Origin of the sequence: Mesorhizobium koreense (assembly GCF_031656215.1) — a bacterium.
Taxonomy (GTDB): domain Bacteria; phylum Pseudomonadota; class Alphaproteobacteria; order Rhizobiales; family Rhizobiaceae; genus Mesorhizobium_L; species Mesorhizobium_L koreense.
The window spans coordinates 3,662,328-3,676,089 of the sequence record NZ_CP134228.1; the positions used below are offsets into that span (position 1 = coordinate 3,662,328).

General features: G+C 62.8%; 15 protein-coding genes. 6 read left to right on the forward strand and 9 right to left on the reverse strand.

The features are described 5' to 3' along the window. Window positions 1-43 precede the first annotated feature (43 nt). Together RBH77_RS17415 and RBH77_RS17420 are read right to left on the reverse strand one after the other, a co-directional pair. The gene (locus tag RBH77_RS17415; RefSeq protein WP_311032588.1) at window positions 44-1,891 is read right to left on the reverse strand and encodes an ABC transporter ATP-binding protein/permease; all 1,848 of its coding nucleotides are present in this window, start codon (window positions 1,889-1,891) and stop codon (window positions 44-46) included. 308 nt (window positions 1,892-2,199) lie between these two features. After that, on the reverse strand, window positions 2,200-3,147 hold the full coding sequence (locus RBH77_RS17420; RefSeq protein ID WP_311028843.1) for a transcriptional regulator GcvA: 948 nt from the start codon (window positions 3,145-3,147) through the stop codon (window positions 2,200-2,202). A 316-nt stretch (window positions 3,148-3,463) separates the two neighbouring features. Between RBH77_RS17420 and mobB the strand changes: the two genes are divergently transcribed. The 3 genes from mobB to RBH77_RS17435 all read left to right on the forward strand — a co-directional run bounded on the left by mobB (window position 3,464) and on the right by RBH77_RS17435 (window position 5,850). Continuing rightward, window positions 3,464-3,970 carry a molybdopterin-guanine dinucleotide biosynthesis protein B gene (gene mobB, locus RBH77_RS17425; RefSeq protein WP_311028844.1) on the forward strand — a complete coding sequence of 169 codons (507 nt, stop codon included), beginning with the start codon at window positions 3,464-3,466 and terminating at the stop codon, window positions 3,968-3,970. Between the two features lie 158 nt (window positions 3,971-4,128). Beyond that, window positions 4,129-4,911 carry a transporter substrate-binding domain-containing protein gene (locus RBH77_RS17430; RefSeq protein WP_311028845.1) on the forward strand — a complete coding sequence of 261 codons (783 nt, stop codon included), beginning with the start codon at window positions 4,129-4,131 and terminating at the stop codon, window positions 4,909-4,911. 69 nt (window positions 4,912-4,980) lie between these two features. Next, on the forward strand, window positions 4,981-5,850 hold the full coding sequence (locus RBH77_RS17435) for an NAD(P)-dependent oxidoreductase (RefSeq protein ID WP_311028846.1): 870 nt from the start codon (window positions 4,981-4,983) through the stop codon (window positions 5,848-5,850). A gap of 42 nt (window positions 5,851-5,892) precedes the next feature. Here the strand turns inward: RBH77_RS17435 and RBH77_RS17440 are convergent, their stop codons facing one another. The 3 genes from RBH77_RS17440 to RBH77_RS17450 form a co-directional block, all read right to left on the reverse strand. Continuing rightward, the gene (locus RBH77_RS17440) at window positions 5,893-6,384 is read right to left on the reverse strand and encodes an Lrp/AsnC family transcriptional regulator (RefSeq protein WP_311028847.1); all 492 of its coding nucleotides are present in this window, start codon (window positions 6,382-6,384) and stop codon (window positions 5,893-5,895) included. A gap of 111 nt (window positions 6,385-6,495) precedes the next feature. After that, window positions 6,496-7,110 (reverse strand): uracil-DNA glycosylase family protein, encoded by a 615-nt coding sequence (locus tag RBH77_RS17445; RefSeq protein WP_311028848.1) that lies wholly within the window; start codon window positions 7,108-7,110, stop codon window positions 6,496-6,498. Window positions 7,111-7,119: 9 nt separating this feature from the next. Further along, window positions 7,120-7,731, reverse strand: a complete 612-nt coding sequence (locus RBH77_RS17450; protein ID WP_311028849.1) for a glutathione S-transferase — start codon at window positions 7,729-7,731, stop codon at window positions 7,120-7,122. 137 nt (window positions 7,732-7,868) lie between these two features. Here RBH77_RS17450 and RBH77_RS17455 point away from each other — a divergent pair, with 137 nt between their 5' ends. Continuing rightward, the gene (locus RBH77_RS17455) at window positions 7,869-9,389 is read left to right on the forward strand and encodes a sensor histidine kinase (RefSeq protein ID WP_311028850.1); all 1,521 of its coding nucleotides are present in this window, start codon (window positions 7,869-7,871) and stop codon (window positions 9,387-9,389) included. A gap of 3 nt (window positions 9,390-9,392) precedes the next feature. Here the strand turns inward: RBH77_RS17455 and RBH77_RS17460 are convergent, their stop codons facing one another. Next, window positions 9,393-10,388, reverse strand: a complete 996-nt coding sequence (locus tag RBH77_RS17460; RefSeq protein ID WP_311028851.1) for a nicotinate-nucleotide--dimethylbenzimidazole phosphoribosyltransferase — start codon at window positions 10,386-10,388, stop codon at window positions 9,393-9,395. Window positions 10,389-10,561: 173 nt separating this feature from the next. On the opposite strand from RBH77_RS17460, the gene RBH77_RS17465 reads away from it, so the two are divergent. Further along, window positions 10,562-10,795: a DUF1289 domain-containing protein gene (locus RBH77_RS17465; RefSeq protein ID WP_311028852.1), complete on the forward strand. Its 234-nt coding sequence runs from the start codon at window positions 10,562-10,564 to the stop codon at window positions 10,793-10,795. A 4-nt stretch (window positions 10,796-10,799) separates the two neighbouring features. Then, window positions 10,800-11,507 (forward strand): TIGR02281 family clan AA aspartic protease, encoded by a 708-nt coding sequence (locus RBH77_RS17470; protein ID WP_311028853.1) that lies wholly within the window; start codon window positions 10,800-10,802, stop codon window positions 11,505-11,507. A gap of 59 nt (window positions 11,508-11,566) precedes the next feature. Here RBH77_RS17470 and dusA read toward each other — a convergent pair whose 3' ends face one another. From dusA to RBH77_RS17485, 3 genes are all read right to left on the reverse strand, one after another. After that, window positions 11,567-12,553 (reverse strand): tRNA dihydrouridine(20/20a) synthase DusA, encoded by a 987-nt coding sequence (gene dusA / locus RBH77_RS17475; RefSeq protein ID WP_311028854.1) that lies wholly within the window; start codon window positions 12,551-12,553, stop codon window positions 11,567-11,569. Window positions 12,554-12,656: 103 nt separating this feature from the next. Then, a complete protein-coding gene (locus RBH77_RS17480; RefSeq protein WP_311028855.1) occupies window positions 12,657-13,004 on the reverse strand; it encodes an AzlD domain-containing protein in 348 nt (115 codons plus the stop codon). Beyond that, entirely contained in the window at window positions 13,001-13,594 is a 594-nt protein-coding gene (locus RBH77_RS17485; protein ID WP_311028856.1) for an AzlC family ABC transporter permease, read from the reverse strand. Before RBH77_RS17485 ends, RBH77_RS17480 begins: the two co-directional genes overlap by 4 nt. Between the last annotated feature and the right edge of the window lie 168 nt (window positions 13,595-13,762).

Sequence of the window (13,762 nt, forward strand, 5' to 3'; positions counted from 1 at the left end):
TTATGTCTCTTCGGAGCAGGCTGCGCCTTCAGGCCGACGCGTCTCAATGCACCGGCGCGACGGCGCGGTTCGGGCTCTGCTGCTGCGGCCAGAACACTTCCCATCCGGCCTTGACGGCGGTGCCGTCCTGGATGTGGAGCACGCTGTCGTAGAACTCCACCCCGCCATGCGAGCGCGGCGGCTCGCTTTCGTGCATGACGCTGATGACGGTCGCCTCGGCGCAATTGTCCTTGATCGCCTGATGGAAGGCGATGCGCGCCTCCGGGTCGAGCGCGCCGGTCGCTTCATCGAGGAAAAGGAGGCCCGGCTTGTGCAGCAATATGCGCGCCAGCATCAGTTTCTGCTTCTGGCCGCCTGAGAGGACCTGGTCCCACGGCTTGCCGGCGCACGTCTCGTCGCTGAGGAATTCGATGAAGTCGCCGATCCCCGCCTTGTGGAGCGCGGCTGCGACGCGTGCGTCGGAAAACAGTTCGTCGTCGTCCGGCAGGCAGACGAGTTGCTTCAGCGACAATGCCTGCAGCTTGATGTCCTGTGACGCATAGAAGGCGCCGACGCCCTGCGGGTAGACGATATCCCCTCGCCCGTAGGCCCAAAGCCCGTTCAGCGCCTTTAGCAGGCTCGTCTTGCCGCAACCCGAATCGCCCTTGATGAAGGTCCATTCGCCCGGCTTGAAGCGAAGGCCGGTGGCCGTCAGGAACGGCGCTACCTCGTCGCCCTTGTGCATGAGTTCGAGCTTGCGGACGGTAAGCCCGAAGCGGGCGTTCTGGCGGCCGTAGTGGAAATCCGAAAGCCCCGTCGATCGATAGAACTCGGCAGGATGGCGGACCTTCTCGATCGCTTCGGCCAGATCCGTCACGCGCCTGCTATTGGCCCGCAGCGTGGCGATGGCGGGCATGACGTGGATGAACCAGGAGCATTGGGAAATCAGCGAATTAACCAGTTCGGCGCCGGTGATGTAGGAGCGCAGGCTGATCTTCTCGTTGATGTACGGGATGAGCCCCGGAGCATAGGCCACCATGCGCGCGGCGAAAAAGTCGTAGACGTGCTGGAAGGAGGTATAGACCGCGCTGACCTTGTTGAGTTTGGCCCAGTTGCGATCGATATCGACATAGAGCCGGTCGTGCATCGTCTTCTGCACCTTCTCGCCGCAGGAAGCCGCCACCTGGAAGCTGCGCCGGAAGAGCGTCGTCAACTCGCCGCGATAGCTGCCTTCGGCCTGCTGCATGGCGATGTTGATGAATTCGAGGATACGGCCGAGCCTGACGGCGACATAGGTGTTGAGCGGGACATAGATGGCGACGGCGGCGAAGGCGAGGACTGCGCTGCCATACATGCCGAGGAATTCGAGCCCGTGCACGGGCGCGGATGTTTCGAGCAGGCGCTGGCCGACGAAGAACAGCGACGTCAGCACGCTCAATACGCCCATGGCGAGGCCGATCGCGCCACCGGTCATACCCTTGATCGATTCCTGAACGCGCTGATCGATATTGTCCGGCGCCTTGTCGTCGTCGCCCGTCCCGTGCTGGACATGGAAATGCGTGTGGCTGTCGCTCAGGAGCGCTTCGTTGAAGCGGCCGTTGAGCCAGCCGCGCCAGCGTCGATGAAGCGTCGCGGAAATATAGCCGCGCACCCCGTTGAAACCGGCATCCTTGATCACGACCAGAAGAAGCAGCATGCCCGCACTGGAAAGGACCGCGGTCAGCGGCGAACTGTTGTTCCTGTCGTGAAAGAAGGCGATGGCGTTGACGAGTTCACCGGAGGATTCGGCGATCCAGACGCTTGCCTTGCTCACCAGCGCCGTCAGGACCGCGATGAACAGGGTAAGGGTCCACGCTTCCCTCCAGTGGTCGGAGAACCAGTAGGCCCGCATCAACCCCCAGAACGTCCGCATCGAGGATACAGGAGTAGCGTCGGACTTCTCGCCGAAGGCAAATAGCCGTCCACCCTTTGATCGCATCCGATGCAGTTCCGCTCTGAGCGTCCGAATCACCACATTCCCGTCCCCAAGCCTTGATGGACGCTATCATGAACTCAAATTACACGAATTAATTTTTAGTGAAGTTGTATTAACGACCGGTTTCTTTCAGGCCGGTGTTGCATCTCGGTCGCACCACAATCGGTCGACCGGCCCAGCCAACTGACCGCCGCATAAGCCGTTTGCATTACATCGGGATGACGGTGCCGTGCGGGGATGCTTCTTCAGGCGCTGCGCTTGGCCTGCCTGAAATCGTCGAGGATGACGCGTTCGGCCGCGATTTCCGAGAAGAGGAAATCGCGGAAGGCCCGGATCTTGGGTTCGGCCAGCCGTTCGGGAAGGCAGCAGAAATAGAAGCCGGCCTGGGCCGGCACCATCAGGTCGAAAGGCGCGACGAGCCGACCCGACGCGATGTCGCGCATCGACAGCGTCAGCCGTCCGAGCACGATGCCGGCGCCGTCGAGCGCTGCTTCGAGCGCATGGTCGGCATGAGAGAAGCGCGGCCCCCGCGTGGGATCGACGTTGGTAACGCGCGCGCGCCGAAGCCAGTCGGCCCAACTCACAGCGTTGATGATGAAGTTTGCCGAATCGTCGTGAAGCAGCGCGACACGGCCCAGATCCTCCGGCCGCAGGTGACCGCCCAACTGCTCCAGAAGGCGCGGGCTGATGAGCGGCAGGACATGCTCGTCGGCAAGCCTTTCCACGTGGAGGCCGGGATAGTTGCCGCCGCCGAACCGGATGGACAGATCGACCTCGTCCGAACGAAAATCGGTCAGCTTGAGGTTGGCGGAGATACGGATATCGATCTCCGGGTAGCGCTCAAGAAACTTGTGCAGTCTTGGCGACAACCATTTGGCGGCGAAGGCCGGCCCGGTGGATACGGTGAGCACGTTGGCCGGCGCCGGCCCCTTCAGGCGCCCCATGGCCTCGGCGAGGCGCTCGAAGGCGTCATGGACGCCGGGCGCGATGCGCTCGCCCGCATCGGTCAGCCTGACCGCCCGGTTCAGGCGCACGAAGAGCGGAACCTGTAAAAAATCCTCGAGCTGCCTGATCTGGTAGGAAAGCGCCGACGGCGTGACGTTGAGTTCCTCGGCGGCCTTCTGGAAGCTCATATGCCGCGCCGCGACCTCGAAAGCGCGAAGCGAGTTGAGCGGTGGCAGGCGATAGGCCATCAATTCAATTGTCTTTAATCGGCAATACAAGCTACGCGCTCGCCCGCATTGCCGCAAGCGGGCGGCAGAGAGCCTTCCGGCTTATGCCGAACGGGTGACGTTTGCCGGCAACCGTCGTATTGCGAACCGAACGCGATGAAGGATGTATGACGACCATGACGAACCCACCTCTCGCCGAGTTGGAAGCCCCGACTTCGGCGTTCGGCTCGTTTCGGTCCCACCGACATCGGCGGGCGCGGTCTCGATCCCTTCTTCAACATCGACACACCGGCGGATATGGAAGAGACGGAACAGTTGCCGGCAGGGGAAATATGAGATGACAATGCGCGTATTCGGCGTCACCGGCTGGAAGAATTCCGGCAAGACGACGCTGGTCGAGGCGCTGGTGCGCGAATTGACAGGGCGCGGCTGGCGTGTGGCGACCGTCAAGCACGCGCATCACGATTTCGACATCGACAAGGAAGGGACCGATTCCTTCCGGCATCGTAAGGCCGGCGCGAAGGAGGTGGCGATCGTCTCGGGACGCCGCTGGGCACTGATGCACGAATTGGGAGAGGAAGGAGAACCGACGCTCGAAGACGTGCTTTCCCGCCTTTCGCCCGCGGACCTCGTCCTGATCGAGGGTTACAAGCGCGGTTCGCACCGCAAGATCGAGACCCGTCGGCTGGAGGCGAAGGACAGAAGCCCGCTTACTGCGACCGATCCCAACATCGCGGCGATCGCGGCGGATCATCCTGTGCCCGGAGAGACCGTGCCTGTTTTCGATCTCCACGATATCGCCGGGATCGCGGATTTAATCGAACGGGAGACTGGGCTCAAATGAGCGGAGCCGCCATGCATCATGAATCCGTTTCGATGCAGGGATTTACGGTTGCATTTTCACCGAAGCCGATGGGAATATCCGCGCCCGTCGCACCGTGACGCCGCTAGCCGGGTGCGGCCTGAGCGGCCAGTGCCGATGCAGCGTTCAAAAGGACGTATATGAGAATCCTCAGAGACATATGTCTGGTGGCTGCCGCTATCGCGGCCCTCACGTCCGCGGTAAGTGCCGCCACGCCCGAGCTGAAGCTTACGATCGGCACGGAAGGCGCCTATCCGCCCTTCAACAGCGTCGGCCCGGACGGCAGCCTCGTCGGCTTCGACATCGACATCGCCAAGGCGCTGTGCGCGGAGATGGGGGCTGACTGCACCTTCGTGACGCAGGACTGGCAAGGCATCATTCCTGCCCTTCAGTCCGGCCGGTTCGATGCCATCGTTTCATCGATGGCAATCACCGACGAACACAAAAAGAAGGTCGACTTCACCCATGCCTATTACCGGACGACGCCGGCAATCGTGGTACGGAAGGATTCGACGCTCGCCGGCGTGGCGCCGGAGGATATGACAGGCCGGACGCTCGGTGTCAGGGGATCGACCATTCATTCCAGATACGCCAGGGCGAAATACAAGCAGAGCGATATCCGTACCTACCCGACGATTGCGGGCTACGAGCACGACCTTGCGGAAGGCCAACTCGACGCGGCGATGGACGGCCGGATCGTGCTCGACACATGGCTGAAGACCGATGCCGGCCAGTGCTGCCGTCTACTGGGCATGATCAAGCCCGACCCCGGGTTGCATGGCCAGGGCGCCGGCATCGCGGTGCGCAAGGGCGACACCGATCTGGTCAACAGGTTCAACGCGGCGATCGCCGCCATCCGCACCAACGGAACGTATAAGAGGATCAACGACAAATATTTCGATTTCGATATTTACGGCGACTGAGCGCGGCATCGCGCGGCAGCGGCGCCGCAGGATTTGTATCTGTCACTATTGGAATGAGGAAATGAGAGAATGGCGAAAGTTGCGTTTCTGGGTCTTGGCGTGATGGGCTATCCGATGGCCGCGCACCTGAAGAACAAGGGCGGCCACGAGATCACCGTCTATAACCGCACCGCCGCACGCGCGAAAAAGTGGGTCGCCGAGCATGGCGGCAAAAGCGCATCGACGCCGAAAGAGGCGGCGAAGGACCAGGATTTCGTCTTCTCCTGCGTCGGCAATGACGACGATCTGCGCTCCGTCACGCTTGGCCCCGACGGTGCATTCCAGTCGATGAAGAAGGGTTCCGTCTTCATCGACAACACCACCGCATCGGCCGCGATCGCGCGCGAACTGGCGGCGGCGGCGGAAAAAGGCGGCTTCGGCTTTCTGGATGCGCCGGTGTCCGGCGGCCAGGCGGGCGCCGAGAACGGTGTCCTCACCGTCATGGTCGGCGGCGACAAGGATACTTTCGACAAGACACGGCCGGTGATCGATGCCTACGCGCGCATGATCGGCCTCATGGGACCGGCGGGCGCGGGCCAGCTTACCAAGATGATCAACCAGATCTGCATCGCCGGCCTTGTCCAGGGCCTCGCCGAAGGCATCCATTTCGGCAAGAAGGCCGGGCTCGATATCGAAAAGGTCGTCGACGTCATCTCCAAGGGCGCTGCTGGTTCGTGGCAGATGGAAAACCGCCACAAGACCATGAACACCGGCAAGTACGATTACGGCTTTGCGGTCGACTGGATGCGCAAGGACCTTGGCATCTGCCTCTCGGAAGCCGACCGCAACGGCGCGCGCCTGCCGGTGACCGCGCTCGTCGACCAGTTCTACAAGGACGTCCAGGAGATGGGCGGCCGGCGCTGGGACACCTCGTCGCTGCTCGCGCGGCTGGAGCGGTAGGCAGGCGGCGGCCACCGCGCCGCCCACGGCAAGACCGGGAGGCTATGCGGCGGATGCGCTAGCCTCCTTCTCCAGCATCAGATAGTCGAGCGGCAACTCGGTCGTGTATTTGATCTGCTCCATGGCGAATGCCGAGGAGACGTCGCGGATATCGATCTTCGAAATCAGCCGCTTGTAGAAGGAGTCGTAGGCGGCGATATCCGGCACCACGACGCGCAGGAGATAGTCGACATCGCCGCTCATGCGGTAGAATTCGACGACCTCGGGGAACTCCTGCACCACCTCGGAAAAGCGGCGCAGCCATTCGTGCGAATGCGAGCCGGTGCGGATGGAGACAAAGGCGGTGACGCGGGCATTGATCTTTACGGGATCGAGCAGCGCGACCCGGCGGCGGATGACGCCCTCCTCCTCAAGTTTCTGGATGCGGCGCCAGCAGGGCGTGGTGGAAAGCCCCACCTTTTTGGCGATATCGGCAACGGCAAGCGTCGCGTTTTCCTGCAGGAGGCGCAGGATCTTGCGGTCGAGACGGTCCATTGAACAGGCTCCTTGTAGAAATTTATTGCTGCCTTTAGCCCATCTCTCCGAGACTTCAACAAATATCTACCGGATATTGCCCATCAGATAAAATTTTTTCATCTATATTCCCTACCCAGCAAGGCGCGACACCTCTGCCCGCAAGACCGGCAGAACCTCGCGCTCGAACCACGGATTCCGCTTCAGCCAACCCGTGTTGCGCCAGGACGGATGCGGAAGCGGCAGGCACTTCGGCAGGCCGGGCCTCTCGAAGATACGCCGCCAGTCGCGTACCGTCGCATCGACCGACGCGCCCCTGTCTTTGCCGAGATGCCAAGCCTGGGCATAAAGACCGATGACGAGGACGAGTTCCACCTGCGGCATGAGCGCCAGAAGGCGCGCGCGCCATGCCGGGGCGCATTCGGCGCGCGGCGGACGGTCGCCGCCATGCGCGTCGAGACCGGGGAAGCAGAAGCCCATCGGCACGATCGCCAGCCGCGAGGGATCGTAGAATTCTTCCCTCGACATCCCGAGCCATTCGCGCAGCCTGTCACCGGAGCGGTCGTCGAAAGGCACCCCGCTTGCGTGGACACGTGTGCCGGGCGCCTGGCTGGCGACCAGGATCTTCGCGCTGTCGGAAGCGACGAGCACCGGCCGCGGTTCATGCGGGAGCGGCCTTTTCGGATGCTCCAGGCAAATCCGGCATGCTTCGATCTCGCGAAGCAGGCGGTCGAGCGATTCAGACACTTTTGCGCCTCAGGCTTCCGCGCTAGGCCTCGCGGCAAGTGCGGCGTGCCAGCGGATGACGTTAGTGAATTCCGGCGGCATGGCGATGCGCGCGGGCTTCATGAAATCGACACCGATCAGGCCGGTGATATCGGCAATCGAATATTCGTCGCCGGCGGCGAATTCGCGGCTCGCCAGTTCGCGGTCGAACAGGGCAAGGAATTCGAGCGTGCGCGGCTTGTTCGCCTCTCCCCATTCCGGGATCTGCGGCACCTCCCAATCCTTCATGGCAGGGTGGATGTGGCGGAACGCTTGCGCGACACAGAACATGAAGTTCAGTTCCATGCGCCGCTGCCACATCTCCACCAGCGTCTTGCCCAGGACGCCCTTGCCGAAGAGAGGCGGTTCGGGATGAAGTTCCTCGAAATAGCGGCAGATGGCGACCGACTCGGTGATGATCGTCCCGTCATCCAGTTCCAGCACCGGCAGGCGCTTCAGCGGATTGCGGCTGGCGACTTCCTCGGAACGGTGGCCGAGCGCTCCCATATCGACCGGGACGAGCGGCACCTCGATGCCCTTCTCCGCCAGGAACACCCTCACCCGGCGCGGATTGGGAGCGCGCCCTCCGTCATAAAGCTTCATCGCTGCCTTCCTTCCCCTCCCTGCTTACAGGGGTGCCCACCGCAATCGCAAGGATAGAGTTTGGACCCTTTCCAAAAGGGTCTCTTAATCATTCAACCGTAGTTTGCGAAGCTTGACATACCGGCAAGAACGGAACGGTGCTGCAGCGCTCGCAAACAGCGGACAAGATCATCGTCGACCGCAGGAAACCGCATCGCCACAGCGATGTGGCTCGTGCGGTGCGCCGCACGCGTGAGCGCCTGTCCCAGCAAGCGGGCAACCCCATCTTCGACCGCGAACTGCTGAAACTGCACGCCCATGCGATCGTCGGCGGAGCACCCGCCATTCCGCTGATGGTGCTGCTCGTCACCGCCGCCGGCCTCTTCGCCGGTATGAGCGGCGAAATCCTGATCTGGGCCTTTTGTACGGTGACCTTCTATGCCGTGCTCGCGGTCACCGCCCGGCGCATCGACCAGGCCGAGACCTCGGCCATCGAGACGGCGACAGCGTCGCGCAACCTCCTTGTCGGCCATTTTTTCAGCGGACTGGGCTGGGCCTATCTCGCCTGGCTCGGCTGCACGGAATGCCGCGTCGACCAGTTCCCCGTCATCAAGGCGGTGGTGCTCCTGATCGCAATCGCGGCCACCGCGCTGATTGCCTCGTCGCTCCGTTACGCACTGGTTGTCACCTTCGCGCTCCCGGTCGCCGCCTATCTGGCCTTCGGCGCAAACCTCTCCAATCCGGTCGAGGCGATCATGGCGGGGCTGCTGTTCCTCGCCCTGCCCTTTTTCTCCTATATCGCCAGCCATCTTAACCGCACCGCCACCATGCTGCTTTCCTTCCGCTCGGAGAAGGACGCGCTCATCGCGGAACTCGAAACCGCCAAATCCATGTCCGACGAGGCGAGGCGTCGCGCGGAGGAAGCCAATCTCGCCAAATCGCGTTTCCTTGCCTCGATGAGCCATGAATTGCGGACGCCGCTCAACGCGATCCTCGGCTTTTCGGAAGTAATGGCGAAGGAAGTGCTGGGGCCGCTCGAAAACGAAAGCTACCGGCAATACGCGCGCGACATCAACGATTCAGGCCAGCACCTGCTCGATCTCATCAACGAGATCCTCGACCTCTCCCGTATCGAGGCGGGCCGCTATGCGCTGAACGAGGAGCCGCTCAGGCTTGCGCATGTCGTCGAGGATTGCTGCAGGATGATGGAACTGAAAGCGCATAACAAGAGCCTCCGCATCGTCCAGCAATATGAAGAACACCTGCCGAGGCTCTATGCCGACGAGCGCGCGCTGAGGCAGATCGCACTCAATCTTCTCTCCAACGCGGTGAAGTTCACGCCGAGCAACGGCGAAATCCGCGTACGCGTCGGCTGGACCATCGGCGGCGGCCAGTATGTCTCCGTCAAGGACAACGGTCCCGGTATTCCGCCGGAAGAGATACCGGTTGTTCTTTCCGCCTTCGGCCAGGGCTCCATCGCCATCAAGAGTGCCGAGCAAGGCACCGGGCTCGGCCTGCCGATCGTTCAGGGCATGATGCACATGCATGGCGGCGAGTTCGAACTGATCTCGAAGTTGCGCGAAGGGACCGAGGCTCTGGCGGTCTTCCCGGCATCGCGCGTGATGGAAGAACTGCCGGCCATGCCGACGGCCGAACCGAAGCGCGCCGCCCGCCGCTGACTATCAGCGCACGCCTGAGACGGCAACCGAAGCGTAGCAGGTCGATGCAGCCTTCAGTAGCCCGGCGGCAAGCACCGCCGCAACGCCGCTTTCCCCGATGTCGAGATCGAGCAACGGCTTGAAGCCGAGCCGCGCTGCCGCCTTCGCCTGTCCGTCGTCGGCCGAAAGCCCGGCAAGCACACAATGGCCGATGGCATCGGGATTCACGGCATGGAGAACGGCGGCGGCGGCAACGGCGGGATAGCCGTCCAGCACCACCGGAATATGTTCTGAGCGCGCCGCGATAATTGCGCCGGCGATTGCGGCGAATTCGCGGCCGCCGAGGCGGCGCAGCACTTCCAGTGGATCGGCGAGGCGTCCTGAATGAACGGAAAGGGCGGCATCGACCATTCCGGCCTTGCGCCCTCTTATTGAACGGTCCGCCCCTGGCTCGTCTCCGACCCAATCCGCCCCTCGCCCGCCGAAAAGAGCCGCGCAGATCGCAGCCGCAACCGTCGAATTGCCGACGCCGAAAGCGCTGAGGCAGAGAAGGTCGGTGCCACCCGCGATCGCCTCCATGCCGAAGGCCATGGTCGCGGCGGTCGCCTTTTCATCGAGTGCCGACTCTATCGCGATATCGCCGGTCGGCAGGTCGAGCGCGAGGTCGAACACCTTCAGGCCGAGATCGTAAGTCGAGCAAAGCTGGCAGGCAGGCGCAGCGCCGGAACTGCACCGTTCAACCATAGCGGCCGTTGCACCGATCGGCAGGGCCGAAATGTTGCGCGCCGCCACGCCATGGCTGCCGGCAAAGATCGCAAGCAGCGGGCGAAGGATCATCGGGCGCGGTCGGCCGCTCCATCCCGCCAGCCAGACGGCAAGCTCCTCCAGGCAGCCGAGCGAACCGCCCTTCCCGGCGTAGCGGCGGAAATCCTGCACAACGTGGTCCGCCGCCTTTTGGTCTATCGGACGCGGCGCGGCGAGCAATGTGCGAAAATCATCGAAAGGAAGGCCGCTGGTCATGGATTTCGATTTCGTCCGGAGAGGATGGAAAGGGCTGAAAGCGGCATAGCGGCAGCCGGCACCGGCCGCAATCGTCGGTCAGCCGTTTCGGCCGTGACGCGCTGTCGCTTTCGGCGCACTTGCAAAGCGCGGATTGGAATATCATGTGGTGACTCAAGGCGACAGGAACTTCCATGACCGCAATCGAATCTCCGTGCATCCTCGTTTGCTCAATTGACATGAAAACGGGCTATTGCTTCGGCTGCGGACGCACGCGCGATGAGATCGGCGCCTGGTTGACCATGACGCCTGAGATACGGCGCGAGATCATGGCGGAACTGCCGGCCCGTCTCGCAACCGTCGAACGACGCCCGCGCCGTGAAACGCGCCGCGCCCGCATGGCGCGCGAAAGAGGTTCTGTCGGGTGACATCATGCGTAATCGGCTGCTCTGGTTCATACTGGGCGCCATCGGGGTCGCCCTCGTCCTCCTCGTCACCAACAACGATGCGGGATCGACGTTCGGTATCGGCAACGAAAAATTTGGCCACGGCATCTATCTCGCGCTCTGGGGCCTGGTGATCGCCGCCGGCGTGGTCGGCTCGCGTCGCCTGATGGGAAATGCCGCGCGCGATGTCGCGATATGGATCGCGGTCGTGTTCGTGCTCGTCGCCGGGTTCCAATATCGTTATGAACTGCAGGATGTCGCCTATCGCGTCACCGCGGGGCTAATTCCGGGAAGCCCCCTCTCGTCGGTGGACGGGAACGGACGCAATGTGGTGACCCTACAAAAGCTCGACAACGGCCATTTCGGCGTGCGCGCCGATGTCAACGACGCTGGCGTATCCATGATCGTCGATACCGGCGCGACACGGACCGTGCTGACCGCCGATGCGGCCAGCCGTGCCGGCATCGACATCTCGAAGCTCAACTATAATCTGCCGGTGATGACCGCCAATGGCCTGGCGCAAGCAGCAAGCGTAACCGTTGACGAGCTTTCGGTGGGCTCAATCAAGCGCCGGCACATGGCCGTGCTGGTTGCGGCGCCCGGCAGCCTCGGTGAAAGCCTGCTCGGCATGAATTTCATCAACTCGCTCTCCGGCTTCGACATGCGCGGCGACCGGATGACCCTCTACGACTAAGGCATGTCCTCCCGAAAGTGGAGAACCGTTTCGGGATAAAGGCATGCGTAAATAAAGACTCAGGCGGCTTCCTCTGCGGGTGCCAGCCGGACGGCGTCAAAAGCGGCAAGAAGCACTTCGGGCCCTGCGCCGGGGCGCGTCGCATCGGTCGAAAGGATCTGCCGATAGCGTCGCGCGCCGGGCAAACCGTGGAACAGGCCGGTCATGTGCCGCGTGACATGGGCGAGACGCCCTCCCCGTTCGATATGCCTCGCGGCATAGTCAGCCATCGTCTCGACAACACAGGCGAGATCGACCGGTTCGGATGGCCGCTCCCCCAGGATTTCATCGACACCGGCAAGCATTCCCGGCTCGTGATAGGCGGCACGGCCGAACATGACCCCGTCGGTATGGGCGAGGTGTTCCCGTGCCTCGGCGACCGTGCGTATGCCGCCATTGATGCCGATGAAACGATCGGGATAGCGCGCCTTCAAGCGATAGACGCGGCCATAGTCGAGCGGCGGGATCTCTCGGTTCTCCTTCGGGCTCAACCCTTCCAGCCACGCCTTGCGCGCATGGACCCAAAGCCCATCGGCGCCGGTGGCTAAAACCGCGTCGGTCAATTCGTCGAGCGCCGTTTCGGGATCCTGATCGTCGACGCCAAGCCGGCATTTCACCGTCACGGGGATGGGCACGGCCGCCTTCATCGCCTCGACGCAGGCGCCGACGAGTTCGGGCGTCCGCATCAGGCACGCACCGAACGTGCCGGACTGGACGCGATCCGAGGGGCAGCCGACATTCAGGTTGATTTCGGTGTAGCCGGATTCCGCGCCGATCCTGGCCGCCTCGGCGAGTTTTGCCGGATCCGAGCCGCCGAGCTGGAGCGCCACAGGCTGTTCAGCTCCAGAAAAACCGAGCAGACGTTCGCGATCGCCGTGGATCACGGCATCGGCCACAACCATTTCCGTGTAGAGGACAGCCCGGCTCGTCAATTGCCGATGGAAGAACCGACAATGCCGATCCGTCCAGTCCATCATGGGTGCAATGGCTATTTTCTTTTCGTGCATCAAACGCTTGCAACCGAATTTTATGCCCGCTTCATAGCCACCGGCCGCGCGGGTAACGGTCAGATATGCCCGGGGGCAGCGTCGGTCAATCGCGGCGCCGCGCTCATATCGCCAGAAGCAACGCCGCAAAGAGAGCTTCGGCAACGACGATGCCGACGATGATCTTCCGTCCGAGAGCCAGATAGGCGGCAAACCCGACCGCGACCGCCGCAACGCGGATCCATACCGGTGTCGTGGCGAGCGCGCCGGTTGGAAAGAAGATCAGATTGCCGACAACGCCGGCGACGAGCGCGGTCGCCACAGCCCTGACCAGCACGAGCAGTTCGGAATCCTCCGCCATCCGGCCGCCGAAGACGACGCCGAGATAGCGCCAGCTATCCGTCGCCAGCCAGCCGCCGACCAGAATGAAGGCGAAGGGCCACCACCATGCCTCATACGAGGAAAAGGTCATCGCGCCGCCTCTCGCCTGAAAAGGCGATGCAGCGCATAGCCGCCTAAACCGCCCACAAGCCCCGCGCCGAGGAGATCGAAGCCTGGCACGATCATGTGGAAGATCGGGCCGAACGCCACGCCGAGCCCCATGGCGTAGTAGGCGGCATGTTCCCGTGCCGAGCCCCACAGCGAGGTGATGAAATAGATTGGCGTCAGCAGGAACAGCCCGGCTGAAACGGCTGTCGGCAGATGCGGCGCCACCAGATAGATGACGACCACCACGACCATGTTGACCAGCACCAGCGTCGAGCCGAGGCCGCCGTAGAAGGCGGTGCGCCGCTCCCTCGGCACGTCAGGCAGCCGTTCAGCCGCCAGTACCCACGACGTCACGGCGATAAAGTGGGAAAGCAGGAGCAGCACCCAGTTGCGGGTCGACCGTGTGCGCATTTCCGGAACTAGCGCCATCACCATCGGCATCAGCCGTATGGACGACAAGGCGACGGCGAAGGCGGTTGCCGCCAGCGAGCTGCCGGACAGGACGGAACCGACCAGCACCACCTGCCCCGGCAGCGCCCATACGATGCCTGTCATGAAAACGGTCTCGGCCATGGTCAATCCCGATTCATGGGCGAGACCGGCGAAGCCGACAAAAGCGCTTATGAGAATGAGCAAGGGGACCGAAAGGGTCGAGAACACACCGCGAAAGAACCAGGCCGCGGCACCTCCCCCAGCAACAATTTCGGTCTGCTCCAGCATCACGGCGCGGTTAACATGCTA

Excerpts from the sequence above, each read along its gene's own strand:
- RBH77_RS17415 (WP_311032588.1), bottom strand. The coding sequence starts at position 1,891 with ATGCGGACGTTCTGGGGGTTGATGCGGGCCTACTGGTTCTCCGACCAC.
- RBH77_RS17420 (WP_311028843.1), bottom strand. The coding sequence starts at position 3,147 with ATGGCCTATCGCCTGCCACCGCTCAACTCGCTTCGCGCTTTCGAGGTC.
- mobB (WP_311028844.1), top strand. The coding sequence starts at position 3,464 with ATGACAATGCGCGTATTCGGCGTCACCGGCTGGAAGAATTCCGGCAAG.
- RBH77_RS17430 (WP_311028845.1), top strand. The coding sequence starts at position 4,129 with ATGAGAATCCTCAGAGACATATGTCTGGTGGCTGCCGCTATCGCGGCC.
- RBH77_RS17435 (WP_311028846.1), top strand. The coding sequence starts at position 4,981 with ATGGCGAAAGTTGCGTTTCTGGGTCTTGGCGTGATGGGCTATCCGATG.
- RBH77_RS17440 (WP_311028847.1), bottom strand. The coding sequence starts at position 6,384 with ATGGACCGTCTCGACCGCAAGATCCTGCGCCTCCTGCAGGAAAACGCG.
- RBH77_RS17450 (WP_311028849.1), bottom strand. The coding sequence starts at position 7,731 with ATGAAGCTTTATGACGGAGGGCGCGCTCCCAATCCGCGCCGGGTGAGG.
- RBH77_RS17460 (WP_311028851.1), bottom strand. The coding sequence starts at position 10,388 with ATGACCAGCGGCCTTCCTTTCGATGATTTTCGCACATTGCTCGCCGCG.
- RBH77_RS17465 (WP_311028852.1), top strand. The coding sequence starts at position 10,562 with ATGACCGCAATCGAATCTCCGTGCATCCTCGTTTGCTCAATTGACATG.
- RBH77_RS17470 (WP_311028853.1), top strand. The coding sequence starts at position 10,800 with ATGCGTAATCGGCTGCTCTGGTTCATACTGGGCGCCATCGGGGTCGCC.
- dusA (WP_311028854.1), bottom strand. The coding sequence starts at position 12,553 with ATGCACGAAAAGAAAATAGCCATTGCACCCATGATGGACTGGACGGAT.
- RBH77_RS17480 (WP_311028855.1), bottom strand. The coding sequence starts at position 13,004 with ATGACCTTTTCCTCGTATGAGGCATGGTGGTGGCCCTTCGCCTTCATT.
- RBH77_RS17485 (WP_311028856.1), bottom strand. The coding sequence starts at position 13,594 with ATGGCCGAGACCGTTTTCATGACAGGCATCGTATGGGCGCTGCCGGGG.